This window comes from Nonomuraea sp. LP-02 (genome assembly GCF_036289125.1).
GTDB classification, from domain to species: Bacteria; Actinomycetota; Actinomycetes; order Streptosporangiales; family Streptosporangiaceae; genus Nonomuraea; species Nonomuraea bangladeshensis.
On the sequence record NZ_JAXCLK010000001.1, the window covers coordinates 137,146 to 163,471 of the forward strand.

Genomic DNA, 26,326 nt, shown 5'->3' on the forward strand with positions numbered 1-26,326 from the left:
TACATGCCGGCCGACATTATTTTCGGGGCGCGCGAGGGGCGGAGACGCCGCAGGTCTCCGCCCCTCCGGCCCCTGGGAGTGAGGACCGGCTCCACGAGGGGGACACTAGCTCGGCGGACGCGCCCGGTCTGCGGAAGATTATGCAGAACGGGCCGCCCAGGCGGCGAGGATCGCCTCCTCCTTCTCCGGCGCGATGCCGTGCGTGCTCCTCTTGCCGAACGTGCGTTCCTGCTCCGGGATCTCCCGCAGCCACGCCCACGTGTCGCGCACGGTCTCGGCCACCGGGCGGATCCGCAGCCCGGCGGCCTGAGCCCGGTCGGTCGGGACGGTCCAGAAATGCGTGTTCTCGGGCGACGGAGGGCCGGGCCAGAGCGGCAGCTCCACGAACTCCCCGGCACCCTGCTCGATCAGGAACTCGCTGTCCACCCACACGAACTCGGCGTCGGACCCGGTGGCCTCCTTGCACGCCTCCAGCCACTCCCCGTAGGTGGTCTGGCCCACCGGCCCCGTCACCACGAACCGGCCGTTCCCGCCGCGCTCGGCCTGGTCGAGCGTGAAGATCGCCAGGTCGCGGGCGTCCACGAACTGCAGCGGCTCGTCCGGCGCGCCCGGCGCGAGCACCTTCCCGCCGCGCGCGATCCTGGTGAGCCACCACGGCAGCCGGGCGACGTCTTCGTACGGGCCCAGGATGATGCCCGGCTGCACGATCAGCACGTCGCCGTCGAAGCCCTGCTCGACCGCCCGCTCGCAGCCCGCCTTCAGCACGCCGTAGTTGCCGTCCTCGGGGCCGGCGTCGGGCGCGCACGGCCAGAGCTCGGCGTCGTCGCCGGCGGGCTCGGCGGGGAACCCGGCGAGCGCCGAGATCGTGGAGATGAACGCGTAGGTGCCCGCGTGCCCGGTCAGCGCCCGCGCCGATGCGCCCACCACGCGGGGGACATAGCCGGAGGTGTCGACCACGTAGTCCCACTTGCGGCCCTCGGCCAGCCGCTCCAGGTCGGCCGGCGACTCGCGGTCGCCGCGCACGGCCTCCACCCCGGGCACGTCGGCGCCGCTGCGCCCCCTGTTGAACGTCGTGACCTCATGGCCCCGGGCCAGTGCCTCCTCCACGACGGCACGCCCCAGGAACCCCGAACCACCGATGACAAGAACCTTCATGCGCCCCATTCTTCGCCCGCGAGCACCCCGCCATCGGACATCTTCACCGAGGGCGTAGACCGCAGCGGCGGCACCAGGTGCACCCTGGCCGTCGCGATGTCGAAGAACAACCCCACCAGCTCCAGCTTCCCGGCCCTGACCTGCTCGTCGACCTTCCGGTACGTCCGCAGGTTCTCCAGCTGCTGCTGCACGTTGACCCGGCACAGCACGTCCAGCGCTCCGGAGTGCAGCCGGTCGCCCTCGGTCTCGATGAACCTGGCCAGGCTGTGACGGCCGTGCCGCAGCCAGCGCCGCAGCCCCGGCAGGCTGCCCGCCCGTACGCCCGCGCTCAGCACCCCGGCCATCGCGCCGCACCCCGAGTGGCCGCACACGGTGATCGTGTGCACGCCCAGCACCTGGGTGGCGTACTCGATGGCGGCCACCACGGAGTCGTCGCGCGGCTCGGCACCGCGGCGCGGCACCAGGTTGCCGATGTTGCGTACGGTGAACAGGTCGCCAGGGCCGCTCGCGGTGATCAGACTGGGCACGATCCGGGAGTCGGCGCACGTGATGAACAGGTGCGACGGCTGCTGTTTGCGCGCCAGCTCGGTGAAGATCGGGCGCACCAGCGCGGCCGTACGCCGGTGGTATTCGTGCGCCCCCGCCGTGAGCTGGCAGTCCACCTGGACGGACCCGCCGTTTGAGATCACGGTACGCCGGCCGGGGCCGCGGCGCCGCTGGTCCCACGGGAGCCACCAGCGGTCCGGCTCCAGCGGCAGCGACTTCTTCGTCGGGCGGGACCGGGCGCCGCTCGCCGTCAGCGCGTACCACTCGTCGTGCAGTTCGTCGATGTCGACCGTGCCGCCCGTCCGCTCATGGTCCAGCCGCCAGGAGTGCAACGCGTCGAACGCGGCGTTGTCCATGAAGTCGATGTTGAGGTCGAGGTCGACCGGTGTGCCCGTGGCGATCGTACGCAGCTCGCGGGTCAGCCGCGGCACGCCGAGGAACGTCAGCGACCCCGACACCGTCACGTGCAGCCGGCCGTCCCTGCCGCCGCGCTTGTGCACCGTGACCCAGGTCAGCCGGCGCAGCGCGAGCAGCGCGGCCAGCCCGAGCCCGGCCAGCACGCCCTCGGCCAGGCCCAGGAGGATCACGGTGATCATGGTCACGACGTACACGGGGACCTCGCCGTGGCCGTGCACCTTCCTGATGTGGCCGAGGTTCACCATCTGTACGCCGATGAACACCAGCAGCGCCGCCAGCGCCTCCATCGGGATCAGCGCGAGCGACCAGCCGAACCCGAGCGCGAACACCAGCACCCACACCCCGTGCAGGATGGTCGAGCAGCGGGTGCGCGCCCCCGCCACCACGTTCGCGGTGCTGCGGACGATCACTCCGGCCACCGGCAGGCCGCCGAGCGCCCCCGACACCATGTTGGCGACGCCCTGCCCGGTCAGCTCCTGGTCGAGGTCGGCGCGCCGGCCGGTGTGCCGGCCGTCCACGGCCACGCAGCACAGCAGCGACTCGCAGCCGGCCAGCAGCGCCACCAGCAGCACCGCGGCCACCACCAGGTGCCAGTCGCCCTGCGGCAGCACGGGGAAGGCCCACTCGACGCCGCTGCCGGACAGGTCGATGCGGGTGACGTCCCAGTCGAACACCCACGCCGTCACCGCCGCGGCCAGCAGCGCGGCCAGCGGCGCGGGGACGGCCCTGACCCGCTGGGGCAGCCGCGTCCACAGCGCGAGCACCCCGATCGTCACGAGGCCCACCATGACCTTGTGGCCGTGCACGTCGGCGAGCTGGCCGGGAAGCTGGATCAGGTTCGCCACCGCCGACTGCTGCGGCGAGCCGCCCAGCACCACGTGGAGCTGGGACAGCGCGATGATCACGCCCACCGCCGCCAGCATGCCGTGGATGACGGCCGGCGAGACCGCGAGCGCCGCCCTGGCCGCCTTGAGCACGCCCAGCACGAGCTGCACCGCGCCGGCCAGCAGCGTGATCATGCAGGTGGCGCGCCAGCCGTAGGTCTGCACCAGATCCACGACGACCAGCGACAGTCCCGCGGCCGGCCCGCTCACCTGCATCGACGAGCCGCCCAGCGCGCCCGCGACCACGCCGCCCACCACGGCGGCGATCAGTCCGGACGCGAGCGGGGCCCCCGAGGCCAGCGCGATGCCGAGGGAGAGGGGCACCGCCACGAGGGAGACCACCAGCGAGGCAGGCACGTCATGACGGAGGGTGTTCAGCAGGCGACCCTGCGTGTCGCGGAACATGCAGCAAACCCTAGTGCGCGGGCTTCCGCGCTTTGGCTGCGCTTCGCGTGGGTTTTACCGAGTAATGAGGACGGCCGACGGCCCGGTGAGATGCGCCGCGCGGCGGCGGCGCTCAACAGGTGTGTCCTTCAGGGGGGCGCCGGCCGGCGTCCTCAGCGGTAGTAGTCGTGCGGGTAGTCCTGCTCGCGGCGCCTGCGGCCACCGGAGGTGGTGCCGTCGGCGGCGTTGGGAGCCACCTGAGGGGCGGCCGGCTGCGGCTGGGCGCCGTAGCCGGGCCACGGGGCCTGGGCGGCGCCCGCGGCGGGCGGCTCGGGCCAGGCTGCGGCGGGGAGGCTGGTGATGTCGCCGGTCTCGTACGCGGGGTACGCGGACGGCGGCGAGGCCGGCGTCGGGGTCGACAACACGTCCGGGTAGGAGGCGGACGCCGAGACCGCGCGGTTAGGCATCGTCGGGGTGCCCGTGGCGGGGCTCGGCCCGGTCACCGGGTCGGAGTCGTCGGCCACCGCCCAGCCGGGACGCACCTCGTAGGAGGCGGGGTAGGACGAGCGGGACGCGGGCTGCTCGAACGCCGGCCAGGAACTCGCCGGACCGGGGTAGGAAGCGGCGGCCGGAGCCGCGTCGTCGAGGATGTCGGCCACCGGCCCCGCGGGCCAGGAGCCGGACGCGGTCGGCGCGGGCGTCGTCCACGTGGAGTCCAGGGCGTCGGCCGGGGCGCCGTTGTAGGCGGCGGGGAACGGGTCGCTCGTCGGCGCGCCGTGGATGGGCGCCGGGTGCGCGATCGGGAACGAGCCGCTGGAGGTGGGCGTGGCGGCGGGGAACGAGCCGCTGGTGGTGGCGCTGTTGGAGGAGATAGCCGGGTAGGAGCCGCTGCTCGTGGCGGCGGGACCGGCGGCGGCCGGGGCCGCGGCGGCCGGGCTCGCGGCGGCCGGGCTCGCCGCGGCGCGGGAGCGGGACCGGGAGGAGCGCGAGGAGGAACGGGGCGCCGGGGACGGCTCGGGCCGGGAGGCGGGCACCGGCTGCGCGCCCGCGCCGAGGATGCTCATCACGTCGGGCGTCGGGGCGGCGAAGGTCACGGTGCGCTGCTCGGCGAGCTCGGCCTGGGAGGGAGCGCGCCGGCCGGGCTCGACGAGGTCGGCGAGGTTGGCGGCAGCGGCGGCCGGAGCCGGGGCCGGGCGTTGCGGCAGAGGGGCCTGGATGGTGGTCGCGTCGGGATCGACGCTCGCGGCCACGGGGCGCGGCTTGGCCTTGCGCTCGGTGCGCCGCTCACTGGGGCGGTCGGCGGGACGTTCCGCGGGGCGGTCCTGGCGGCCGGGGCGCTCGGCGGCGCGCTGCGGCTGCCGCTCGGCCGGACGCTCGGCGGGGCGTTCGGCGGCGGGACGCTCGGACGCGGGGTCGCCGGGGCGGCTGGCGGCCTTCCTGGCCGCCACGGTGCCGCCCGCGCCGAAGCCGCCCTGCTCGGCGTCGCTGCGGATGCTGGCCCAGAACTCCTCGTCATCCTCGTCGTTGACGGCGGGGTTGCCCCACTCGTCCACGCCGCGTTTGCCGCGCTGGCCCGTACGGACCGGCTTGGGCTGTTTGGGCGCGTCTATGGGGCTGAAGTCGGGGCTGAAGTTCGCCATCCGCGGCTCGTGGGACGCGAACTCGTCCGTGGAGCGCGCATGGGTCTTCTCCTCCTTCTCGGCCATCTCCTTCAGCCGCTCAGGAGGCAACGAGCTCTCTCGCCGACTCATCGAACGCATGCCCAGTGCCACGACGACGAGCACGAGGAGCACGATAGCGACCAAGCTCACGACGACCGCTGTCATTGCACCACCCTCAAAGCCATGGCCTCCCTCTGGCACTGGTGAGATCGCGCGGCCATCGACGCGATCTGCCCCCTTTGATCACCAATGCCTAACGATTGGATCTGATTGTGTCGGACCACTATGAGCGTTGTCACACCCTACGTGAAGAATTGGTACACCCCATTACCTGGGGTGTTCGCCCTGTCACTCGATGTCGACCGCTGTCAGCCTGCCGCGGGCGATGGTCTGGTCCGCGATCTGTTTGAGGATCTCGGGGAGGGTGCTCCCCGCTGCGGGATCGACCTTGCCGTTCAACGTGTAGACCGTGAAGCGGTAGCTCCCCGGGGTCCTGCATGGGGGGTCGTAACCCGTTTTCCCGCTGGTCACCTTCGCCTGACCGCTGCCCTCCGGCGGGTCCTCGGCGGCGTTGGGGCCCAGCTCGGTCGTGGTCGCCGGGATGTTGTAGAGCACCCAGTGCACGGCCGCGTCCGAGGAGGTGTGCGAGTCGACCACGATGGCGATCGACTTGGCCTCCGACTGCGGCTGACTCGACCAGCGCAGCGGCGGGCTGCCCTGGCCTCCCTGGCAGGAGTATTCGCGCGGCAGCGGTTTGCCGTCGCGCAGCTCAGGGCTCGAGACGTTGATCTCCGCGATGTCCTTGGCCTGTGATCTGCCGATGAGACTGCCGCAACCCGTCAGCGCGAACGCGGCGACCACAGCCGTCACAGTGACGGTGATGCGTCGCAGACGCGTTGCCGTGTTACACAGCCCCATGCCGGACGATGCTACGCGGCTCTCGGCGATGCGCAGACCGTTTCTCGATGGTCGGTGCCCGGTAAAGGAACCGAAACCAGCCGGAATCGCGGGATCCGGGTAGTGAAGTTCGCCACACCTGCCCCTCTGGTTGCAACCCCCTGCCGGTATCGCGACATGAGGAAGGACGCACAGGGAGCCGCCTTCCGGGATCTTCGGTCGGCGAGGTGAGGGATGGAGGGGACGGCGGCTGCCACGTTGCGTGGGGGCGATCGCGCTCCGGGTGCGGCCTGGCGCTGGCCCTGGGCCTGGCTGGCACGAACGTGGCGCCGCCGGTGGCCAGGCACGACAGCCTGCGGCCGGGCCGCCATCGAGCATGGCACCGGCGGCGCGGGCCGGCAGGCGGACACGCCGCGCGGAACGTCGATCTTTACCGGCCCGGCGGCCTGCCTCGCCTTCGGTCCTAAGCTGGCCTTGTGACCTCTCAAGGCCCGCTACGCGATCCCGCCAACCGCGTCTCGCCCAAGGCCGTACGCCTGTGGCTGCTCCAGTCACTGGTGGCGTTCGTCCTCATGCTGGGAGGCTCGCTGCTGGTGGCGCGGCTGGTCGGCGGATGGGGGTGGCTGCCCGACTGGCTCTCGGAGCACTCCTGGCTGCTGCCCGTCGCGGTCGTGGTGCTGGGGCTGCCGTTCCTGGCGGCCGAACCGTTCGTACGCTACGCCGTGCACCGCTGGGAGCTCTCAGGCGACGTCGTCTACGCCAGGTCGGGGTTCCTGACCCGGGAATGGGTCTTCGTGCCCGTGAGCCGCATCCAGACCGTCGACAAGGGGCAAGGCTGGTTCGAGCGGATGCTCGGGCTGGCCACCCTGGAGATCCGTACCGCGTCGCACGCCGGGTCGTCCACGATCCAGGGGCTGGAGTACGGGGTGGCGGCGGGGCTGGCCGAGCAGCTCGCGCGGCGGGCCGAGGTGCTGAGGGACGACGCGACATGACCGATCCCCGTCCCTACCAGAGCGAGTCCGGCCCGGGGGAGCCGGGTCCGCCTTCCAGCGGTCCTCCGGTCGCGCCGCCGATGCCTGTTTCCGTGCCGTTGCGGTTGAGCCCGAAGGTGCTGCTCATCGACCCGGTGCGGATGCTGCCCTCCCTCCTCCTCCCCCTGGTGGGCGTGCTGTTCGTGGGCGGGTTCTCGGCCAGGTCGTACATCTGGGCCGCTCTCGGCGTCGTCGGCACGGTGGTGTTCGCGGTCGTTCGCTGGGCCACGTTCACGTACGAGCTCGTGGGCGACCGCCTGGAGACCAAGCGCGCGCTCATCAGCCGGTCGGTCCGTACGATCCCGCTGGAACGGATCCGCGGCGTCGACGTCTCCACCCCTCCCATGCACCGGCTGCTGGGCCTGGCCGTTCTCAAGATCGACACCGGGGCGAGCGGCGGGAACGAGGAGGCCGGGCTCGACGGGGTGACGCTCACCGAGGCCGAACGCCTCAAGACCGTCCTGCTGCGCCGCACCGCCCCCGCGTATCCCCTGGACCCCGCGCACGCCGCGCATTCCGCGCCCGCCGGCCCGGCTCCCGCGCACGTCGCCGGGCACGCCGAGCGGGAGATCGTCAGGGTGCCGAAGCGGTGGCTGCTGTACGGGCCGCTGTCCGGGGCTTACCTGCTCACGCCGTTCGCGTTCGCGGGCGGCGCGATCGGGCTGGCGTTCCAATGGGGCGACGACCTCGGAGTGGGCCGCGACGTCGCCTGGCACGCGGGGGAGTGGCTCTGGGAGCGCCCCTACCTGCTGCTCGCCGTGGCGGTGCTGCTCGTCCTGCTGATGCCGGTGCTCGGCGGGGTCATGTACGCCGTCTTCAACTGGGACTTCGTGCTCAAGCGGCGGGACGGCTACCTGGTGGCCGAGCGCGGGCTGGTCAACCGGCGGAGCGTGTCGCTGGAGTCCCAGCGGGTACGCGGCTACGAGATCGTGGACGGGCTGGCCGAGCGGTGGGCGGGTGTCGTACGCGCCTGGGCCATCGTGACCGGCCTCGGCGACTCGCGGACACGCGGCCAGCTCCTCCCCGACGTGCCACGGCCGGTCGCGTACGCGGTCACGGGCGAGGCCGTCGGGCCGTACGACGCCGCCCTGCGCGCCCACCCGCCTGTGGCCCGCGACCGCCGCCTCTTCCGCGCGATCTTCCCCTGGGCGGTGCTGGCCCTGCTCAGCGCCGTGACCGCGGTGGTCACCGGGGTGACGCTGGGGTGGATCCTGGCCGTGGTCGCGTTGCTGCTCGCCGGCGTGGGCATTCCCCTGGGGCTCGACCGGTACGCGTCGCTGGGGCACGGCTACGACGGGGCGCGGCTCAGCGTACGGTCGGGGTCGCTGCGCCGGTCCCAGGCCGTGATCGAACGGCGGGCCGTGGTGGGGTGGCGGCTGCGGCAGACCTGGTTCCAGCGGCGCGCCGGGGTGCTCACCCTGATCGCCGGGGTGGGGGCCGGTACGGGCGGCTACGAGGCGATCGACGTCTCCGAGGCGCAGGGGGTGGCTTTTCCGACGGAGGTGACGCCGGAATGGCTCACTCCGTTCCTCGGTGGCACTGAGGGCAGCTCCCCGGCCTGAAAGGCCGGGGACTCGACCAGCGCCTCGCCGCTCGGAGGAGAGCTGTCCCGGTGTTTCTTCTTCGCCGGTCAGTCCTGGCGGCGGGCGCCGAACATGATCTCGTCCCAGGTCGGGACGGAGGCGCGGCGGCCCCGAGAACCCTTGCGCGCCTGCCGGGCGGCGGGCGCGGGCGGCGGGGACGGAACCGGCACCGGCGGCTCCTCCTTGGCGTCCTTGCCTCCCGGCCGAGCGGCCGGAACCTTGGGCTCGGCGCCAGGGGCGGGCTTCGGCTTGGGCGCCGGAGGCTTGGCCTCCTCCTTGACCGCCTCCTCCTTGACTGCCTCCGGCTGCTGAGGCTTCGGCTGCTCGTTCGCCTTCGGCTGCTCGGGCTTGGGCTGCTCGGGCTTGGGCTGCTCAGTCGCGGGAGCAGCGTCCTCGGCGACCGGCTGCTCGACAGCAGGCGCCTCGGCGCTGGGAGCGGGCGGCGGCGTGGTGGCCGACTGCTCGGCGACGGCGGACTCTGCGGTTGCGGGCTCTGCGACGGCGGGTCCTGCGGTTGCGGGCTCGGCCACGGCGGGCTCTGCGGCGGCAGGCTCTGCGGTGGCAGGTCCTGCGGCGGCGGGCTCAGCGGTGTCGGACTGCTGGGCGGTGGCGGGTCCTGCGGTGGCAGTAGCGGCTGCTGTACCAGCGGCGCGCTCGGTGGCCGAAGGCTCCGTGGCGGCGGGCTCGGTAACGGCGGGCTCGGTGACGGTGGGCGGCTCGGTGACGGCGGTTTCGGCAGCGGCCGGCTCGGCGGTGGCGGTCTTCTCGGGCTCCGGGGTCTCCGTGCTCGGCTCTGTCTCCGCAGCCGGGGCTTCCGCCGCGACGGGCGCGGCCTGGCTCGGCGCGCGCTCGGACTTGCTGTCGTCGCTGGTCGTCGGCTGAACGGGTGCAGCGTCGGCGCCGGTGCTCGCCTCGGGGGCAGGCGAGGTCGTCGTGGCCGTGGTGGAGGCGTCGGTGGGCGCGGCTTCGGCGGCCGGTGCCGCCGCGTCGGCGATGGCCGTCCCGCTGGGTGTCTGGACTGCGGGAACGGCCGGCTTGATGGTGGCAGTGGCGTCCGACGACGGCTCGGCCGAGGAGCCCGCTGTGACGCTCGCGTCAGTGGCCGGCTGCGCTTCGGCGGCGTTGTCGGAGGCCGTATCCGCGGAGGCGGGCTCTTGCGCGGTGGTGGAGCCGGTGGCCGCCTCCGGAGTGGCGGCGGCATCGGTGGTGGCAGAGGGCTCGGCGGACGGCGCCACCTGAGCCGCAGGGGTCACCTGCGCGGACGCCGCCGGGTCGGCGGACGTGGACTCCTCGCCCGGCTGGGCCACCTCGATCGACGCCGCGTCACCGGGCGTTGCCACGCCGGCGGACGTCGGCTCGTCGGCCGACGACGGCTGCTCGGTGGTGGACTGCCCCCCGGCAGCGGGGAGCTCGGTGGCGGCGGACGGCTCCGTGGTGGAGGGGGCAGGGTCGGCGTCTGGAGTCGCATGGGCCGACGGAGACGCCTGCCAGGCCGGCTCGGCGGGCGCGGTGTCCTGGACGGGCGACGGTGTCGGCTGACCAGGTGTGGCGCTCTCGGCGAACGGCGGCGTCGGCTGCGGGGTGGTGCGGATCTCGGCAGCCGGAGGCTCGTGGGTGGCTGGGGCGTCCGGCGTGGAGGCGCGTGCGGAGGGGGCGTAGATGGTGTCGTTGTCGCGGTCGGCTGGGCGGCCCGAGCTGAAGTCGGGCAGCCACGGCGAAGTCCCGCCACGGCGGGACGAGTTGTCGCCGGGGCGGGCGTGGCCGTGCTCGCGGGATCCGGCCTCGTGGGACGGAGAGTCGGGGCGCAGCGGGTCGCGGGCCGCCGGGGACTGGTCGCGGGTGGCGTCGCTCGGCTGACGGTAGGCGGACTCGCGAGAGGACGGGTCACTGAGGTAAGCGGACTCGCGGGAAGGCGGGTCAGCGCGGTAGGCCGACTCACGGGAAGGCGGGTCAGCGCGGTAGGCCGACTCGCGAGAGGACGGGTCACTGCCGTAGGCGGACTCACGAGAAGGCGGGTCGGCACGGTAGGCCGACTCGCGCGAAGGCGGGTCAGCGAGGTAGGCCGACTCGCGGGAGGAGGTCCCGGTGTGGTCGCGGGCCGGGGTGTCGGTGGGGCGCGGGGGCGGGTTGTAGCCGACGGCGGGCTCCTCCGGCTCGCGCCGCACCACCGAAGGGAACGGCAGCGCGTCGGAGGCGAGCGGCGGCACCGGCTGCAGCTTGGCCACGCGCGGCGCGAACGGCGTCACCGTGGTGTCCTCCACCACGGGCGGCTCGGGGTCGAAGTCGGCCGCCGACAGCCGGACGGCCTCGTCGTCGTGCGGCGTCACGTGGCGCTTGCGCGGGTCGAACAGCCACTCGGCGTGGCGCGTGTGACCGTTCCAGACGTAGCCGAGCTTGACCCGCCACAGGCCGTCGTCGCGCTTGGCGGAGTCCCAGTCGATCTCGTCCGTGGGGACGCCGCGCCTGGTCAGCCGCTCGGCGACGAGGTCGCCGAGTGTGGGGCCGGGGGCGGACTCGCCCGGCATGCGTACGGCGACGCGCTGCGCCTGCTGGGCGACGTATTCCCGCTCCTGCAGGACGGGCCCCTCGAACCAGCGCACGCGCTCGACGGGGATCCCGGCGGTCGCCGCGATCTCCTCGGCGGTCTCCCCGGCGCGGATGCGAGCCTGGATCTCCTTGGGACGCAACGGACTCTCCACTTCGATCTCGTACTGGCCGAGACGGGAGAAATTGCCGCGGACGGCAGCACGGAGCCGGTCGTCCACGGGAAGAGTGAAGCGGGTTCCCCGTCCGGCCGTGGCCAGTACGAGATAGGTGCCGTCCTCACTCACCGCGACGAGTCGGAGCTCCTGCATGCGAGTCCCTTCGTCAGCGTCGCCATTCTTCCCCCGGACCCTTGAGTCTCTCGCGTGTGCCGGTTGCCTGCCAGCACCGTACCCGGCATGTCCGAACATCGCCTTCCTGGGATAGCCAAGGGGCGATGTGACGCCGGTCACATTCGTCGAATCCATCCCTCTAGAGCCTGCCGCTATGCATGAGGAGGTTAAGGGCCCTCGACGGGTTCTGGCGAATCGCGTCGCGGGCAAAGGCGCAGTTGAGCAGAGACGCGAGGATCGCCGGGTTCGCGTCGGGAGTGCGTTCCATGAGCCGCGCGGCGGCCGCCGCGAGGTGCGGCACGGCCCCCGTGTACGCGGCCCCGCCCGGCCCGATCCGGCACCCGTCGGCGTCCGCGGCCCCCACGACGAACACGCCGGCGCCCACCAGGGAGCGCACGGCCTCGCCGAGAGCGGGGGAGCCCGCGCCGTCCACGGGGAGCGCGGCGACGGACGGCCCCCGGGCGTGTCGGCGGATCCATTCCAGCCCCGCCAGTACGTCGGCCAGCGACCCGGGCCCGCCGCAGCCGAGCGCCCGGATCGAGGTGATCCCGGCCCCTGGCGCGGCGGCGTGGGCCCGGCCGGCGACCTGGGTGCCGTGGCCGGTGCAGTCGCGGCCGGAGCCCCCGGTGGCGTCGTAGGCCCGCCACGCCCGGTCGCCGAACTCGGCGCGTCCCGTGTCGACACCGCTGTCCACCAGGTAGATCGTGGTTCCGGCCCCGGTCGCGGGCCCGGTCAGAGGGTGGGCGGGACGCCGTACGGGCATAGGGTGGATCTGCCGGTCGGGCTCGACGGCGCGCACTCGGGGGTCGGAGCGCAGCGACGCCAGCTCGGCGGCGGTGAGATACGTGGCGAAGCCGGGCAGCGCCGCCGTGTAGTAGCGCCGCACCCGCCAGCGCACCTCGCCCACGAGGTCGCGGGCGGCGGCCCGGCCGCGCGCGACGACGATGTAGGGCCGCGTGGGCTCGGTGACGGCGGGGCGCGCGGTGAGGCCGGAGGCGGGCGTCATGGCCAGGGGTACGGCGGTCGCGGCGGCCGTCGCCGCGGCCGCGGCCAGATACACGGAGGGCAGGCCGAGTCGTCGGGGCACGAGCCACGAGGGTGCCTGTCAGCCATGTCACACCAACATCGGGACACGCCGTCACGTCTATTCACGGGACAGGTCTTTACCGAGCGCATGATGAGAGAGGACTGATCCGGGGGATGGGCGGCGAGCAGCGGACCTTCGAGCTGAGTGTGCCGCAGATCCTGGGGGGCGCCCTGGCGGCGGTGACGGCCGCCGTGGCCGCGTCCTTCCTGGGCGTGGCCGGCACGGTGATCGGCGCGGCGGTCATGAGCGTCGGGAGCACGGTGGGCACCGCCGTCTACACGCACTACCTGAAGCGGACGGGGGAGCGGGTGCGGCTGCGGGCCGGGTCTCCCGCACGCGAGGAGGAAACGCTCGCATCCGGCGCGGGCGGCGACACGCTGGTGCTGCCCGTCGTCGAGGCCGGAGAGCCACGCAGGAGGCTGCCCTGGGGGCGGGTGGCGCTGGCCGCGGGGCTGGTGTTCGCGGTCAGCATGGGCGGCATCCTCGTCTACCAGGCGGCCGCCCATCAGACGGTGCACGAGCAGGTCACCGGCGGGACGACGCGGCACAAGCCCGCGACCGGCGACCGCCGGACGCCGTCCGGGCCCACCGTCCGGGCGAGCGTTCCCGCCGTGCCCGTCGCCACGCCGGAGGCCGGTGTCACCCGGACGCCGGAGCCGACGCCGAGTGCCACGCCGACCGTGACGACCACGGTCACCGCCACGCCCACGGTCCCGGCCGCTCCCACCGCCACCGCCGGCCAGGAGCCGGCCGAGCCGCAGCAGAGCGCCACCGCTCCGGCCGAGCCGGAGCCCACCCCGGTCGACCCGGCTCCCGAGCCGGACCACCCGGAGGCCGAGGCTCAGCCGAGCACCTGGTCCAGGTAGGCGTTGCCGAACAGCCGGCCGGGGTCGAGCCGGTCGCGGAGCGCGGTGAAGTCGGCGAAACGGGGATAGACCTTGGCGAGGTAGGCCGCGTCCCGCGTGTGCAGCTTGCCCCAGTGCGGCCGCCCGTCCAGCCGCGTCATGATCTCCTCGACGCCCTCGAAGTACGCCGGGTTCGGCGTGGGCCGGTAGATGTGGCAGGCGACGTACGCCGACGCCCGCCCGTACGCCGTGGACAGCCAGGCGTCGCTCGGCGGCGTCACCCGCACCTCCACCGGGAACGTGATCTTCCAGTCCATGCGCTCGACCAGGTCGCGGGTCTCGCGCAGCGCCTGCGCCAGCCGCTCGCGCGGCACCGCGTACTCCATCTCCAGGAAACGCACGTCGCGCCGGGCCGTGAAGACCTTGTACGAGGCGTCCACCGACTCGGAGTCCCCGAGCGCCGCCGCACTGACCGCGTTGATCCGCGGGATCAGCCCGGGGACGCGGGCGCCGAGCGCGCAGGCGGCCCCGAACACGGTGTTCTCCAGCAGGACGTCGTCCATCCAGTGCCGCGCGGCGCTGCGCGGCCGGGCCGGTCCGGGGTGGCGGTTGTTGGTCTTGACCAGGCAGGCGTCGGTGTGCGGCAGCCAGAAGAAGTCGAGGTGCTCGTTGCCGGCGGTCAGCTCGTCGAGCGAGGCGAGGATGTCGCTGAGCGCTATCCTGCGCCGCCGGTTGTGCAGCAGGAACGCGGGCTCCACCCGGAGGGTGACCGAGGTCAGCACGCCGAGCGCGCCGAGCCCCACCCTGGCCGCGTCGAACAGCTCGTCCCCGGGAACGGCGCTCGCCACCGTGCCGTCGGCGAGCACCAGCTCCAGCCCGGTGACCTGGTCGGCGAGGCCGCCGCTGTCGCGGCCGGTCCCGTGCGTGCCGGTCTGGATGGCGCCGGCGACGGTCTGCTCGGTGATGTCGCCCATGTTGGCGAGGGCGAGGCCGCGCCGGTGGAGCAGCTCGTTGAGCTCGCGCAGCGGGGTGCCGGCGAGGACGGTGACGCGGTCCTCGTCCCAGGAGACGACGCCGGTCAGCGCGTGGGGCCGCAGCATGACGCCGTCGGTGAGCGCCACGCCGGTGAAGGAGTGCCCGGTGCCGACCATGCGGACGCGCCGCCCGGAGGCGGCGGCGTCGCGCACGGCACATACGACGTCCGCGACGGAGGCCGGTGCCCGGACCTCGGCGGGCTCGCCGGTCTGGTTCCCCGCCCAGTTCGTGAAGACCATTGAGCAGCACCTCCGCGAGCGGGCAGGAGCCCGGGCACCTCCGACGTCAAACGTGAACGATACTCAGTTCTGCCAGCCCGCGGGAAGCGGGAAGACGTCGCCCGCCTCCAGGCCCTCGTCCTTGATGACGTCGGAGACCGTCACCAGGTGGTAGCCCTTGGCCTGCAGGCTCTTGACGATGGACGGCATGGCGTCGACGGTCTGCTTCACCCAGTCGTGCATGAGGATGATGCCGTTGGGCTTGGCCACCTCAAGGGTCTTCTTCTTGATCGCCTCGACGTTCTTGCTCGCCCAGTCCTCCGAACCCGCGGTCCAGAGGATGATCGGCATGTTGAACTCGTCCGCGATGTCGGAGACCTGCAGGTCCGCCAGCCCGTACGGGGGCCGCAGCAGCTTCGGCTCCACGCCCGCCGCCTTCTTGACGGCGTCCTGGGTCTTCTGGATCTCGTTCCTGATGGCCCCAGGTTCGAGTTTGGTGAAGTCGGGGTGGCTGTAGCTGTGGTTGCCGAGCTCGTGCCCCTCGGCGACCATGCGCTTGACGTACTGGGGGCGGCTCTTGGCGTACTGGCCCTCAAGGAAGAACGTCGCCTTGGCGTCGTACTTCTTCAGGGTGTCCAGCAGAGTGCCCGCGTACTTGCCCGGGCCGTCGTCGAAGGTCAGCGCGATGCACTTGACCTTCGCGCAGTCCACCGGGGCGGACTTCTCGGCCGGTTTGGCGGCGGCCTGCGCCGGGGCTGAGGCCACGGTGACGCAGACTGCCGCGATGGTCAGGAGTGAGGTGAGTTGTCGGGACATCAGAAAAGCTTCCATTTGTGATGGATGTTGCGAGGGATGTCCCGACGGTAGCCGATCAGCCTCCGGCGGGTGAAGCCGCCTCGGGAAGTCTCAGCAAACCCGAACCTCCGATCCCGACGACGAGCGCGAGCACGGCGGCGCCCGGCGCGACGACGTACGCGGCGGACGCGCCGGCGGCCTCGGTGAGGTGCCCGCCCGCCCAGGCTCCGAGCGCCACGCCGATGCCGATCGCCGTGGAGCACCACGCCATGCCCTCGGTGAGCAGCGACGGCGGCGCCAGCCGTTCGACCAGCGAGAAGCCGGTGATCAGGGTGGGCGAGATGGCGAAGCCGGCCAGGAAGAGCGCGGCGGCCATGACCCACGCGTTCTCGATGAACGAGATCGGCAGCAGCCCCAGCGCGAACACCATCAGCGCCCGCACGAACCGCCCCCGCAGCGAGATCTTCCAGTGCCGTGACCCGAACCACAGCCCCGAGATCATCGACCCGCCCGCGAACGAGGCCAGCAGCAGCCCCGCGGCGCCCTTGACCCCCTGCTCCTCGGCGAAGGCCACCGTGACCAGGTCCACGGACCCGAACACCGACCCCATCGCCACGTAGACGCACGACAGCAGCGCGATGCCGGGGATCAGGATGGGCGTGCCGCCCGCCGCCCGGACCTCGGCCACCGGGGGCTGGGTGCGCCGCTGCGCCGCCAGCGTCAGGCAGCCGGCCAGCATGAAGACCAGCGCGACCACCAGCCCCATGTACGGGTTGAACCGCGTGGCCAGCAGCGTGACCAGCGCGGGCCCGGTGACGAAGACGACCTCGTCCACGACGGACTCGAAGGCGAAGGCCGTGTGCAGCCGGGGCGAGCCGCCGTGGATGGCCGACCAGCGGGCCCGTACGAGCGAGCCCACCGACAGCGAGGTGCCGCCGACGACCAGGCCGGACAGGTACAGGGTCCACTCGGGCAGCCCGAGGAACGCGCAGATCATGAGCGCGGTCAGCGCGAGCGCGTTGAGCACGGCGAACGGCGGGATGACGCGGCTCTGCCCGAACCGGTCCACCAGCCGCCCCGACATGGGGGCGCCGATGGCGAAGGCGAGGTTGCTGGCGGCGGCGACGCCGCCCGCGGTGGCGTAGGAGCCGGTGACGCCGGAGATGAGTAAGACGACGCCGATCCCCAGCATGGACATCGGCATCCGGCCGGCGAACCCGGCCAGCACGAACGCCTTGATGCCAGGCCCGTCGAACAGCCCCCGGTAAGGCCCGACCACCCCGTTTCCCCCTTACTTGCGCCCGGCCAACCTTTGCGTACCCGATGTCCGGATTGCAAGTGATTTCCCCGTCGGCTGGGCTAACGTGTCCCGCGTGTCCGGTCTTCCCTCCTTCCGTGCGGTCATGCTCATGGTCATCGCGGTGGTCGTGGCCACGGTGGCGACCGGCGGCGTCATCGTCCTGCTGGACGGTGACCTGGTCAGCGGCACGCGGCAGCGCTCCGGCGAGCCGGAGCCCGCCCGCTCGCCCACGGCGGCGCCCCGCCTCGACCAGCTCGTGCCGACCACGGAGCCCGCGGGCGAGCGGCGGGAGTTCGGCGAGGGCGGCCCCGGCGTGACCGTCACCCCGCCGCGGGTGCTCGCGATCGCCGGGTCGGAGGTGCCCAAGGAGACCAGGTTCAAGCTGGGCGCGCTGAAGAACGTGGAGAAGGTGATCGTCGTGGACGCGGGCCGGGTCAAGCTCACCGGCACGCCGCTCAACCTGCTGGCCGTGGACCCGGCGCACTTCCGCTCCTGGACGCCGCAGGCCGTCGCCGACCAGCCCGCCGTGTGGAGCGCCCTGGCCAGGGGAGAGCTGGTCGCGGAGTCGGACGCGGCCCGCAGGTACGGCATGGTGCCCGGCGCGTACTACCAGGTGGACGGCGGACCCAAGCTGCGCCTGGCGGCCTCGGCGCCGCTCGGGCTCACCGGCGTGGACGGCCTGGTCGGCGTGGACCTCGGCCGCTCGCTGGGCTTCGCGCCGGGCGTGGCGGTGCTGCTGCACGGCAAACCCGGCCGGATCAGCGCGGCCGGGGTGCGCAAGCTGCTCGGCAAGGGCGTCCAGGTCGCCCTGCTGGACGCCGCCGCCCGCGTCGAGAAGCAGCGGCCGACGGCGGCCGCCCAGCAGACCCCGCAGCGCGTCAGCGTCGGCCGCCCTGGCTCCTACCTGGAGCTCTACCGGCTCGCCGCGGCCCGCTGCCCCGGCCTGTCATGGACGGTGCTGGCCGCGATCGGGCAGGTCGAGAGCGGGCACGGCCGCAACAACGGCCCGTCGAGCGCGGGCGCGCTCGGGCCCATGCAGTTCATGCCCGCGACGTGGAAGCACTACGGCGTGGACGGCGACGGCGACGGCAAGGCCGACATCTGGAGCCCGTACGACGCCGTGCCGAGCGCGGCCGGCTACCTGTGCGCCAACGGCGCGGGCAAGGGCGGCGAGAAGCTGCGCAAGGCGATCTGGTTCTACAACCACTCGTGGGACTACGTGAACAAGGTCATGGGGATCGCCGAGGCGTACGCCAGGACCTATGCCTAGGACCGGTGCCGGCGGGGCGCCGGGCAGCAGGTGAGCGGGCAGGGCACCGGCTCGGGCTCGGCCATCAGCTCGCGCACCATCCGCACGAAGCGTGGGTGCGTGCCCACGGTGGCCGCCCGCTCCAGGGGCAGGCCGCGCTCGGCGGCGACGTCCCTGGCCTCGGTGTCGAGGTCGTAGACGACCTCCATGTGGTCGGAGACGAACCCGATCGGCACCAGCACGACCGCCGGGGCGTCCGTCTTGTGCAGGAAGTCGCAGACGTCGGGCTCCAGCCACGGCACCTGCGGCGGGCCGCTGCGCGACTGCCACACGAGGTCCCACGGCTCGTCGCGGCCGAGCGCCTGGTTGACCAGCTCGGCGCTGCGGCGGATCTGGGCCTCGTACAGGCCGCCTGACGGGCCGGCGGTCTCGGCCATGGAGACCGGGATGCTGTGGGCGGTGAACACCAGGCGGGCGTCGTCGCGGCCGAGCCGCTCCAGCGCCTCGCGGATGTGGTCGGCCATGGCGGCCACGAAGCCGGGGTGGTCGCCGAAGTGCCGCATCTTGATCAGCTCGGGGCCGCCCTCGATCGAGATGCGCTTGATGTCCTCGTAGTACTGGCGGCAGCTGGAGTAGCCGGCGAAGGCGGAGGTGGCGAGGACGGCCGCCTTGCGCACGCCGTCGTCCTTCATCCGCCGGACGGTGTCCTCGCCGAACGGGTGCCAGTTGCGGTTGCCCCAGTAGACGGGCACGTCGAGGACCGGGCGCAGCGCCTCCAGGAGCTCGCGGTTCTGCCGGTTGATCGGGCTGACCCCGCCGAAGCCCTGGTAGTGCTCGGCGACCTCCAGCAGCCGTTCGCGCGGCACGCCGCGCCCTCGCACCACGTTCTCCAGGAACGGCATCACGTCGTCGGGGCCCTCCGGGCCGCCGAACGACAGGAGCAGCAGAGCGTCGTAATCAGCCACGTGAACCAGCCTATTGGCGAGCGCCGGTGGTCCTCTCGCGAGGTAGGTTCGGTCGAGTGAGCGCATTCAATGACATTCGCGACTATGTGGCCATCCCCCGGGTTCTCTCGGCTCAGCTCTCGCCCGACGGCTCCCGGCTCGTCTCCATCGTCCAGTCACTCAACCCCGACGGAAAGTCGTACGGCACCGCGCTCTGGGAGATCCCCCTGGACGGCCGAGGCGAGCCCTTCCGCCTGACCCGCTCGGCCAAGGGCGAGTCGGCCGCCGTGTTCACCGACGCCGGCGACGTGCTGTTCACCTCCGCCCGCCCCGACCCCACCGTGAAGGACGCCGGCGAGGAGGTCCCGGCGCTCTGGCTGCTGCCGCGCGCGGGCGGCGAGGCCCGCCAGGTCGCCACCAGGCCGGGCGGGATCGGCGGGGTGCGCACCGCCGGCGACGTGGTCGTCTTCGTCTCCGACGTGCTCGACGGCGAGGAGGCCGGCGACGAGGAGCGGCGCAAGGCCCGCAAGGACGCCGGGATCAGCGCGATCCTGCACGAGAGCGCGGCGGTCCGTTTCTGGGACCACGACCTCGGCCCCGGCCGCCCCCGCCTGTTCGCCGCCAGGCTCGGCGCCGACCGGCTGGAGGACGTGCGCGAGCTCACCCCCGACGCCGGGAACGCGCTGCGCAACGCCTCCTTCGAGCTGACGCCCGACGGCACGCGCGTGGTCACCACCTGGCAGGTGGAGCTGCCGCGCGGTGAGGTGCGTACGGACCTGGTGGTCATCGACCTGGCCACCGGCGAGCGGCGCACGCTGCTCACCGAGGAGGGCCAGGACTTCGAGGGCCCGCTCGCGATCTCCCCTGACGGCGCCCGCGTGGCCTGCTCCCGCAGCCGGTTCACCTCGCTGGAGGTCTCGGCCAGGAGCGAGCTGTGGATCGCCGACCTCGCCACCGGCGAGGGCCGGGCGTACGCGCCCGACCTGTTCCCCTCCGGCGTCGAATGGGCGCCCGACTCCGCCTCCGTCTACATCGTGGCCGACCACCAGGGCCGCCGCCCGGTCTTCCACGTGCCGCTCGACGGCGAGGTCCGCAGGGTCACCGCCGACGACGCCGCGTACGCGCAGCCGGACGTCACCGCCGACGGCCGCTTCCTCTACGTCGTGCGCAGCGCCGTCAACCTGGCCCCCGGCCCGGCCCGGATCGAGCTCGCCACCGGCGAGATCACCGACCTGCCCTCGCCCGCGCCCCGCCCCGAGGTGCGCGGCACGCTCACCGAGATCACCGCCACCGCCGACGACGGCCAGACCATCCGCGGCTGGCTCGTGCTGCCCGAGGGCGCCTCCGCCGACGACCCCGCGCCGTTCCTGCTGTGGATCCACGGCGGCCCGGTGGCCTCCTGGAACGACTGGCAGTGGCGCTGGCAGTCGTGGATCATGGCCGAGCACGGTTACGCCGTGTTGCTCCCCGACCCGAGCCTGTCCACGGGTTACGGTCAGCACATGATCGATCGCGGCTGGGGCGACTGGGGCCCGCGCACCCAGGCCGACCTCGACGCGATCGTGGACGTCGCCCTGGCCAGGGACGACATCGACAGCGAGCGCATCGCCGCCATGGGCGGCTCGTTCGGCGGCTACATGGCCAACTGGCTGGCCGGGCACACCGACCGCTACCGCGCCATCGTCACCCACGCCTCGCTGTGGAACCTCGACCAGTTCGCCGGCACCACCGACGCCGCCCACTACTGGCAGCGGGAGTTCGGCGCGCCCGGCTCCGAGCGCTACGATCGGCTGTCGCCGCACCGCTCGCTCGACAAGATCACCACCCCGATGCTCGTCATCCACGGCGACAAGGACTACCGGGTGCCGATCGGCGAGGGGCTGCGCCTGTGGTGGGACCTGCGCCGCAGCGAGGTCGACGCCAAGTTCCTGTACTTCCCCGACGAGAACCACTGGATTCTCAAGCCCGGCAACACCGTCGCCTGGTACGAGACCGTCCTCGCCTTCCTCGCCCAGCACGTGCTCGGCGAGGAGTGGAAGCGCCCGGACTCGGTGGCCTGATGACCGACTTCCTGACGCTCGCCGAGGACATCGCCCGCGAGGCCGGCGACATGCTGCTGGCCAAGCGGCCCACGATGTCCGCGGAGATCGAGACCAAGTCCAGCCCCACCGACGTGGTCACCGCGCTGGACAAGGCGTCGGAGCTGCTCATCCGCGAGCGCATCGAGACCGCCCGCCCCGGCGACCGCATCCTCGGCGAGGAGGGCGGAGAGGCGCCGGGCGAGTCGGACGTGCGCTGGATCGTCGATCCGATCGACGGCACCGTCAACTTCCTCTACGGCCTGCCCGACTGGGCGGTGTCGATCGCCGTCGAGGTCGGCGGGCGGGTGGTGGCCGGCGTGGTCAACATCCCGACGCGCGGCGAGGTCTTCACCGCCGCGCTGGGCGAGGGCGCCTGGCTCGGCGGCGCGCGGCTGCGCTGCAACACCGGGGTGCCGCTGCCGCAGGCGCTGGTCGCGACCGGGTTCGGCTACTCCCAGGCCGGCCGGGCCGTGCAGGGCGAGGTGGTGGCGAAGGTGCTGCCGCGGGTGCGCGACATCAGGCGGGGCGGCTCGTGCGCCATCGACCTGTGCTCGCTCGCCGCCGGCCGGGTGGACGCCTACTACGAGCGGGGCATCAACCCCTGGGACTACGGCGCCGCCGGTCTGGTGGCGACCGAGTCGGGGGCGAGGCTCGCCGGGCTCAACGGCCGGCCGGTGAGCCCGGACTTCGCGATCTGCGCGGCTCCCGGGCTGTTCGAGGAACTGCACGACCTGCTCGCGCCGCTGGACCCCGAGCGCGGCGCCTGATCCGTGAACGCGCGGACGGCCGGAGCCCCGCTCCGGCCGTCCGCCTACGATCAGCCGGGCGGTCAGCCGGGCAGGGCGATGCCGTGGTCGTCCGCCAGCCGGCGGAGGTCCTCGATCTCGGCGGTGAGCGTGTCGGCGAGATATTCGTCGCCGGCGCTGCGGGCCTCCCGGAGGCCCCTGTAAGCCTGGTCGAGGCGGTGTTCGATCGTGGTGGTGAACTCGCCCATCTCACCTACTCTCTAGGGGTTCGTGCCGCGTAAGGGCGATGTACGCCCATTGCAGGTCGATGTCCTGGCAAAGGGTGTCCCGCAGGCATACCCCGCGATGTCCCCCTCCGAAACATGAATTTCTCCGTGGTCCGCCTCACCTGTGGATGGCCAACGCCCGAACATGCCTTACCGTGCGCTTATCGCCCCCGGGGGGACAATGAGGGGCCGGAGACGGAGAGAGGTGTTCCAGCGTGCGAGTGCTGGTGGTGGAGGACGAGCGGGTGCTCGCCGACGCGATCGCGACGGGCCTGCGCCGCGAGGCCATGGCCGTCGACGTCGCCTACGACGGCGGCGGCGCCCTCGAACGGACCTCCTACATCGACTACGACGTGATCGTCCTGGACCGGGACCTTCCGGTGGTGCACGGCGACGAGGTGTGCCGCCGGCTCGTGGAGCAGCGCTCCGCCTCGCGCATCCTCATGCTGACCGCCTCGGGCGACGTCGACGACAAGGTGGAGGGCCTCGGCCTCGGCGCCGACGACTACCTCGCCAAGCCGTTCGTCTTCATCGAGCTGGTCGCGCGGGTGCGCGCGCTCGGCCGCCGCTCCGCGCCCGCCCTGCCGCCCGTGCTGGAGCGGTCCGGGATCCGGCTCGACCCGGGCAAGCGCCTGGTGGAGCGCGACGGCAGGGAGGTCGTGCTGACCAAGAAGGAGTTCGCGGTCCTGGAGGAGCTGATGCGCGCCGAGGGCGCCGTCGTCAGCCAGGAGGACCTGCTGGACAAGGCGTGGGACGAGAACATCGATCCCTTCACCAACGTGGTCCGGGTGACCATGATGACGCTGCGGAAGAAGCTGGGCGAGCCTCAGGTGATCGAGACTGTGCCCGGGGTTGGGTACAAACTGTGACTGAAGGGCCGAAGCACCAGGCGGAGCCGACGCATCCCATGATCAGCCCGCACTCGGCACGCAAGGCGACGCGGGTCCAGGAGGCCCCGCCGCCGCCGAGCGGCCCGCCGGCCTGGGACGGCCCGCCTCCTCCTGAGTACCCTCCCGTCCAGCGCACGACGATGGAGTGGATGCGGGCGCTCCCCGGCAAGGTGAGCATCCGCTGGCGGCTGACGCTCACCTACGGCGCGCTCGTCTTCGTGGCCTCGGCGGTGCTGCTGTTCTCGGTCTACTCGATCGTCGCGCAGGCCATCGACCGCAACTGGCCCGCGCTGAGCTGGTGGAACGCCCGCGACGAGCTGATCTGGCGCCAGTCCAGGCAGGACGCGGTCGCGGCGGCGCAGGACGCCCTGCTGCGCAGCAGCGTGATGGCGCTGGTCGGGGTAGGCATCCTGTCGCTCATCATCGGCTACTTCGTGGCCGACCGGGCGCTGCGGCCGGTGGCCAGGATGACGGCCACCGCCCGTCGGCTCTCCGAGAGCACGCTGGCCCACCAGCGCATCGCCCTGGAGGGACCCAACGACGAGCTGAAGGAGCTGGCCGACACCTTCGACGCCATGCTCGCCCGGCTCAACGTGGCCTTCGACACCCAGCGCAGATTCGTGGCGAACGCCTCTCATGAATTGCGCACTCCTCTCACCATCAACCGGACGGTCCTGGAGATCGCCCTGTCGGATCCGGAGGCTTCGGAAGACCTCAAAGCGCTCGGGCGCACGCTTCTGGAAGTGAACGCGCGTAACGAGAAGCTCATCGAGGGACTGCTGTTGCTGGCGCGCAGCGAACGCGAACTCGCGGTGCGCAAACCGCTCGACGTACGGGACGTCGCGCAGACCGCCGTGGAACAGCTCGCGCCGTTCGCCGAGGAACACGGCGTAACCGTCAGCACCGAACTGGTCAGCGCGCCTACCGTCGGCGATCCCGTGCTCCTGGAGCGTTGCGTGAGCAACCTGGTGGAGAACGCGGTGAAGTACAACATTCCCCAAAACGGAAAAGTATGGGTCCGGGCGGGAATGGTGGACGACGCCGTCGTTGTTCAGGTGGCCAACACGGGACAACACGTCCCGGCGTACGAGGTGAACAGCCTGTTCGAGCCGTTCAGGAGGCTCCACGCGGACCGCGTGGACTCCGGCAAGGGAGCGGGTCTCGGGTTGTCCATCGTCCGTGCGGTGGTGCAGGCGCACGGCGGAAATGTGGCCGCCGTGCCGCGAGACGGCGGAGGGCTCGTGGTGACCATTCGACTGCCGAAGGGCTGACGTGTGATGCTCCGGGACGTTCGTCCGCGTGTTGATGCACGGGGGGCGTCTCGTTCGCGCCGCACATGTGGTTGGATGTGCCGTCGAACACGGTGGAGCATGACGCCAAGGCTGTGGGTTTCGCCATATTTGGCTAACCATTGCCGTCGGCAGCACGCCCTGGCGTGTCGGGAGGTTCGTGGTCCGTTCCCCCGGGGTACCGATGGGAAATCTCCCCGGCGGAACGGGCACAAGATGGACCTCCCGGACGTTAGAAGACGCGCGACCGAGCGCGCCGACATATTGATGAGGGGGATGGAGTAAGCACAATGGCTACCGACTACGACAGCCCGCGCAAGACGGACGACGACCTGGGGGAGGACAGCCTCCAAGAGCTCCAGGCGCGGCGCACGGACAAGTCGTCCGGCAGCATCGACATCGACGAGACCGATCTCGCCGAGTCGCTGGAGCTGCCCGGCGCCGACCTGTCGAACGAAGAACTCTCCCTGCGGGTCATCCCCCGCCAGGCCGACGAGTTCACCTGCTCGCGGTGCTTCCTGGTGCATCACCGCAGCCAGCTGGCCTCCGAGAAGAACGGTCAGCAGGTCTGCCGGGAGTGCGCCGCCTGATCGCCGTGCCTCAGGGTACGAGAGCGGGACATCGAGCCGACGAACCCTGAAGGTCACGACCATGAGGACGGAGGCATCGCGTGGCCGTACCAGAGAAAGACCGTCGAGCAGGAGACGAGATCGCCGACCCCGAAAAGGAGGTCGGCGAGCTCGTGGGCAGGCTCACCGAGCCCGGTGAGCTGGAGCCGGCCGAGCGGCGCAGGCTGCTCGGCCGCCTTGCCAAGGCGTTGTCCGCGGGCGCCAAGAAGGCCAAGGAGTCCGGCGCGGGGCGTGGCCGCTGGCTGGCCGACGTGTTCCTCAACATCGCGCCGCGCATCCCCATCCGCGACCTGCACACCCTCTCCGAGCACCACCACGGCCTGACCGGCGAGCAACTGGGCGACGACCTGATCCGCACCGCCCAGAAGGCGACGATGACGGTCGGCGCCATCGGCGGAGCGCTCGCCGCGGCCGAGTTCGCCGCACCGCCCCTCCTTCTCTCCGCGCCCGCGCAGCTCGTCGCCGAGACGATCGTCGTGGCCGCCATCGAGGTCAAACTGCTGGCCGAGCTGCACGAGGTCTACGGCGTGCGGGTGCACGGCACCGGAGCCCAGCGCGCGATCGCCTTCACGGCCGCCTGGGCGAAACAACGCGGGATCGACCCCCTCGCCCCCGCGTCCGTGACGCTCGCCCTCGGCGCCGCCACCAAGACCGCCCTGCGCAACCGCCTCATGCGGACGCTGGGCCGGCACCTCACGACGCTGGGCCCCTTCCTCACCGGAGCCGTCGCCGGCGGCGCGCTCAACCGGATGGCGACCAAGAAGCTGGGCGAGGCCATCCGCGCGGACCTGCGCGGCAAACTGCCGAGTGGCCCGAGCCGGGGCGAGCTGCCCACCTGACCCCCTTCCATCCCCCTTTCAGGCCCTCCTCAGGCCGTCGAACGTCATCCTCACCAGCGCGTCGGCCACGTCCGCTGCCGGCGCGTCACGCTCGGGGCGGTGCCACTCGGCGATCGAGCCCACCGCCCCGAACAGCAGCCGCGTCACCAGCGCCGGGTCCAGTCCGGGGCGGATGGCGCCCTCCGCCGCCGCCTCCTCCACCAGGTGACCGACGAACGCCTCCAGCTCCGCGCGCCGCGCCAGCGCCGCCCGCTCGGTGGCGCTGTTGCCGCGCACCCGCAGCAGCAGCGTCACGTACGGCAGCCGCTCGGTCAGCACCCGCACGCTCTGCCTGACCACCCACTCCAGCCGGTCGATGGCCGGGCCGCGCGCCGCGCGCTCGTCGGCGGCCAGCTCGGACAGCCCGTCGAGAGCCCGGTCGAGAGCCCGCGCGAGGAGCTGCTCCTTGCCGGGGACGTGGTGATAGATCGCCGACTTGGTGACGCCGAGCGCCCGCGCGAGGTCCTCCATGCTGGTGCCGTCGTAGCCGCGCTCGTTGAAGACGGCCACGGCGACCGACAGGACGGACTCGGGGTCGTGCCCGCGCCGGCGGGGCCGGGTGGACCTGTCTGATGAGGCGGAGACGTCTAAGGCCACGGCAGGTCTTCCTTGTTTAACTGACCGAATGTTCGGTAAACAC

Annotated in this window: 22 protein-coding genes; 10 read left to right on the forward strand and 12 right to left on the reverse strand. The window is 72.5% G+C overall.

Going from position 1 to position 26,326, the window contains the following annotated elements:
• Positions 1 to 138: 138 nt before the first annotated feature.
• The 4 genes from SMD20_RS00670 to SMD20_RS00685 form a co-directional block, all read right to left on the reverse strand.
• Entirely contained in the window at positions 139 to 1,155 is a 1,017-nt protein-coding gene (locus tag SMD20_RS00670) for an NAD-dependent epimerase/dehydratase family protein (protein ID WP_329573763.1), read from the reverse strand.
• On the reverse strand, positions 1,152 to 3,407 hold the full coding sequence (locus tag SMD20_RS00675; RefSeq protein ID WP_329573765.1) for a SulP family inorganic anion transporter: 2,256 nt from the start codon (positions 3,405 to 3,407) through the stop codon (positions 1,152 to 1,154). Before SMD20_RS00675 ends, SMD20_RS00670 begins: the two co-directional genes overlap by 4 nt.
• 152 nt (positions 3,408 to 3,559) lie before the next feature.
• Positions 3,560 to 5,197 carry a hypothetical protein gene (locus SMD20_RS00680; RefSeq protein WP_329573767.1) on the reverse strand — a complete coding sequence of 546 codons (1,638 nt, stop codon included), beginning with the start codon at positions 5,195 to 5,197 and terminating at the stop codon, positions 3,560 to 3,562.
• A gap of 198 nt (positions 5,198 to 5,395) precedes the next feature.
• Positions 5,396 to 5,917: a YbhB/YbcL family Raf kinase inhibitor-like protein gene (locus SMD20_RS00685; protein ID WP_329573768.1), complete on the reverse strand. Its 522-nt coding sequence runs from the start codon at positions 5,915 to 5,917 to the stop codon at positions 5,396 to 5,398.
• Positions 5,918 to 6,420: 503 nt separating this feature from the next.
• Here SMD20_RS00685 and SMD20_RS00690 point away from each other — a divergent pair.
• Positions 6,421 to 6,936, forward strand: a complete 516-nt coding sequence (locus tag SMD20_RS00690; protein ID WP_329573770.1) for a PH domain-containing protein — start codon at positions 6,421 to 6,423, stop codon at positions 6,934 to 6,936.
• Positions 6,933 to 8,537 carry a PH domain-containing protein gene (locus tag SMD20_RS00695; RefSeq protein ID WP_329573772.1) on the forward strand — a complete coding sequence of 535 codons (1,605 nt, stop codon included), beginning with the start codon at positions 6,933 to 6,935 and terminating at the stop codon, positions 8,535 to 8,537. Before SMD20_RS00690 ends, SMD20_RS00695 begins: the two co-directional genes overlap by 4 nt.
• Before the next feature lie 68 nt (positions 8,538 to 8,605).
• Here SMD20_RS00695 and sepH read toward each other — a convergent pair whose 3' ends face one another.
• Together sepH and SMD20_RS00705 are read right to left on the reverse strand one after the other, a co-directional pair.
• Positions 8,606 to 11,413, reverse strand: a complete 2,808-nt coding sequence (sepH, locus tag SMD20_RS00700; protein ID WP_329573774.1) for a septation protein SepH — start codon at positions 11,411 to 11,413, stop codon at positions 8,606 to 8,608.
• A gap of 160 nt (positions 11,414 to 11,573) precedes the next feature.
• Positions 11,574 to 12,521, reverse strand: a complete 948-nt coding sequence (locus SMD20_RS00705) for a S8 family serine peptidase (RefSeq protein WP_329573776.1) — start codon at positions 12,519 to 12,521, stop codon at positions 11,574 to 11,576.
• Between the two features lie 113 nt (positions 12,522 to 12,634).
• Between SMD20_RS00705 and SMD20_RS00710 the strand changes: the two genes are divergently transcribed.
• Positions 12,635 to 13,387: a hypothetical protein gene (locus tag SMD20_RS00710; protein ID WP_329573778.1), complete on the forward strand. Its 753-nt coding sequence runs from the start codon at positions 12,635 to 12,637 to the stop codon at positions 13,385 to 13,387.
• On the opposite strand, the gene SMD20_RS00715 is transcribed toward SMD20_RS00710, so the two are convergent.
• The 3 genes from SMD20_RS00715 to SMD20_RS00725 form a co-directional block, all read right to left on the reverse strand.
• Positions 13,363 to 14,640, reverse strand: coding sequence for a D-arabinono-1,4-lactone oxidase (locus SMD20_RS00715; RefSeq protein ID WP_329573780.1), 1,278 nt, complete (start codon positions 14,638 to 14,640; stop codon positions 13,363 to 13,365). The two genes, SMD20_RS00710 and SMD20_RS00715, sit on opposite strands and share 25 nt — an antisense overlap.
• Before the next feature lie 63 nt (positions 14,641 to 14,703).
• Complete coding sequence (locus tag SMD20_RS00720; protein WP_329573783.1) at positions 14,704 to 15,435, reverse strand: polysaccharide deacetylase family protein; 732 nt, start codon at positions 15,433 to 15,435, stop codon at positions 14,704 to 14,706.
• Between the two features lie 55 nt (positions 15,436 to 15,490).
• Positions 15,491 to 16,693, reverse strand: coding sequence for an MFS transporter (locus tag SMD20_RS00725; protein ID WP_329573785.1), 1,203 nt, complete (start codon positions 16,691 to 16,693; stop codon positions 15,491 to 15,493).
• A 94-nt stretch (positions 16,694 to 16,787) separates the two neighbouring features.
• Here SMD20_RS00725 and SMD20_RS00730 point away from each other — a divergent pair, with 94 nt between their 5' ends.
• The gene (locus tag SMD20_RS00730) at positions 16,788 to 17,984 is read left to right on the forward strand and encodes a lytic transglycosylase domain-containing protein (RefSeq protein WP_329573787.1); all 1,197 of its coding nucleotides are present in this window, start codon (positions 16,788 to 16,790) and stop codon (positions 17,982 to 17,984) included.
• Here the strand turns inward: SMD20_RS00730 and SMD20_RS00735 are convergent.
• Positions 17,981 to 18,928, reverse strand: a complete 948-nt coding sequence (locus SMD20_RS00735; protein WP_329573789.1) for a ferrochelatase — start codon at positions 18,926 to 18,928, stop codon at positions 17,981 to 17,983. The genes SMD20_RS00730 and SMD20_RS00735 overlap by 4 nt on opposite strands.
• A 56-nt stretch (positions 18,929 to 18,984) precedes the next feature.
• Between SMD20_RS00735 and SMD20_RS00740 the strand changes: the two genes are divergently transcribed.
• Positions 18,985 to 20,967 carry a S9 family peptidase gene (locus SMD20_RS00740; RefSeq protein ID WP_329573791.1) on the forward strand — a complete coding sequence of 661 codons (1,983 nt, stop codon included), beginning with the start codon at positions 18,985 to 18,987 and terminating at the stop codon, positions 20,965 to 20,967.
• Positions 20,967 to 21,755, forward strand: a complete 789-nt coding sequence (locus tag SMD20_RS00745) for an inositol monophosphatase family protein (protein ID WP_329573793.1) — start codon at positions 20,967 to 20,969, stop codon at positions 21,753 to 21,755. The genes SMD20_RS00740 and SMD20_RS00745 overlap by 1 nt, the downstream gene beginning before the upstream one ends.
• 62 nt (positions 21,756 to 21,817) lie before the next feature.
• Here SMD20_RS00745 and SMD20_RS00750 read toward each other — a convergent pair whose 3' ends face one another.
• On the reverse strand, positions 21,818 to 21,982 hold the full coding sequence (locus SMD20_RS00750) for a hypothetical protein (RefSeq protein ID WP_329573795.1): 165 nt from the start codon (positions 21,980 to 21,982) through the stop codon (positions 21,818 to 21,820).
• Positions 21,983 to 22,215: 233 nt separating this feature from the next.
• On the opposite strand from SMD20_RS00750, the gene SMD20_RS00755 reads away from it, so the two are divergent.
• The 4 genes from SMD20_RS00755 to SMD20_RS00770 all read left to right on the forward strand — a co-directional run bounded on the left by SMD20_RS00755 (position 22,216) and on the right by SMD20_RS00770 (position 25,647).
• A complete protein-coding gene (locus tag SMD20_RS00755; RefSeq protein WP_091081992.1) occupies positions 22,216 to 22,869 on the forward strand; it encodes a response regulator transcription factor in 654 nt (217 codons plus the stop codon).
• 38 nt (positions 22,870 to 22,907) lie between these two features.
• Entirely contained in the window at positions 22,908 to 24,161 is a 1,254-nt protein-coding gene (locus SMD20_RS00760; protein ID WP_442942579.1) for a sensor histidine kinase, read from the forward strand.
• Between the two features lie 308 nt (positions 24,162 to 24,469).
• Positions 24,470 to 24,769 carry a DUF4193 domain-containing protein gene (locus SMD20_RS00765; RefSeq protein WP_020542847.1) on the forward strand — a complete coding sequence of 100 codons (300 nt, stop codon included), beginning with the start codon at positions 24,470 to 24,472 and terminating at the stop codon, positions 24,767 to 24,769.
• Between the two features lie 80 nt (positions 24,770 to 24,849).
• The gene (locus SMD20_RS00770; RefSeq protein WP_329573800.1) at positions 24,850 to 25,647 is read left to right on the forward strand and encodes a hypothetical protein; all 798 of its coding nucleotides are present in this window, start codon (positions 24,850 to 24,852) and stop codon (positions 25,645 to 25,647) included.
• Positions 25,648 to 25,665: 18 nt separating this feature from the next.
• Here the strand turns inward: SMD20_RS00770 and SMD20_RS00775 are convergent, their stop codons facing one another.
• A complete protein-coding gene (locus tag SMD20_RS00775; protein WP_329573802.1) occupies positions 25,666 to 26,283 on the reverse strand; it encodes a TetR/AcrR family transcriptional regulator in 618 nt (205 codons plus the stop codon).
• Positions 26,284 to 26,326: the final 43 nt, after the last annotated feature.

Bases quoted from the DNA above. Each gene is read 5' to 3' on its own strand.
- sepH (WP_329573774.1), bottom strand. From the start codon at position 11,413: ATGCAGGAGCTCCGACTCGTCGCGGTGAGTGAGGACGGCACCTATCTC.
- SMD20_RS00750 (WP_329573795.1), bottom strand. From the start codon at position 21,982: ATGGGCGAGTTCACCACCACGATCGAACACCGCCTCGACCAGGCTTAC.
- SMD20_RS00670 (WP_329573763.1), bottom strand. From the start codon at position 1,155: ATGAAGGTTCTTGTCATCGGTGGTTCGGGGTTCCTGGGGCGTGCCGTC.
- SMD20_RS00675 (WP_329573765.1), bottom strand. From the start codon at position 3,407: ATGTTCCGCGACACGCAGGGTCGCCTGCTGAACACCCTCCGTCATGAC.
- SMD20_RS00715 (WP_329573780.1), bottom strand. From the start codon at position 14,640: ATGGTCTTCACGAACTGGGCGGGGAACCAGACCGGCGAGCCCGCCGAG.
- SMD20_RS00720 (WP_329573783.1), bottom strand. From the start codon at position 15,435: ATGTCCCGACAACTCACCTCACTCCTGACCATCGCGGCAGTCTGCGTC.
- SMD20_RS00710 (WP_329573778.1), top strand. From the start codon at position 12,635: ATGGGCGGCGAGCAGCGGACCTTCGAGCTGAGTGTGCCGCAGATCCTG.
- SMD20_RS00745 (WP_329573793.1), top strand. From the start codon at position 20,967: ATGACCGACTTCCTGACGCTCGCCGAGGACATCGCCCGCGAGGCCGGC.
- SMD20_RS00695 (WP_329573772.1), top strand. From the start codon at position 6,933: ATGACCGATCCCCGTCCCTACCAGAGCGAGTCCGGCCCGGGGGAGCCG.
- SMD20_RS00760 (WP_442942579.1), top strand. From the start codon at position 22,908: ATGATCAGCCCGCACTCGGCACGCAAGGCGACGCGGGTCCAGGAGGCC.
- SMD20_RS00765 (WP_020542847.1), top strand. From the start codon at position 24,470: ATGGCTACCGACTACGACAGCCCGCGCAAGACGGACGACGACCTGGGG.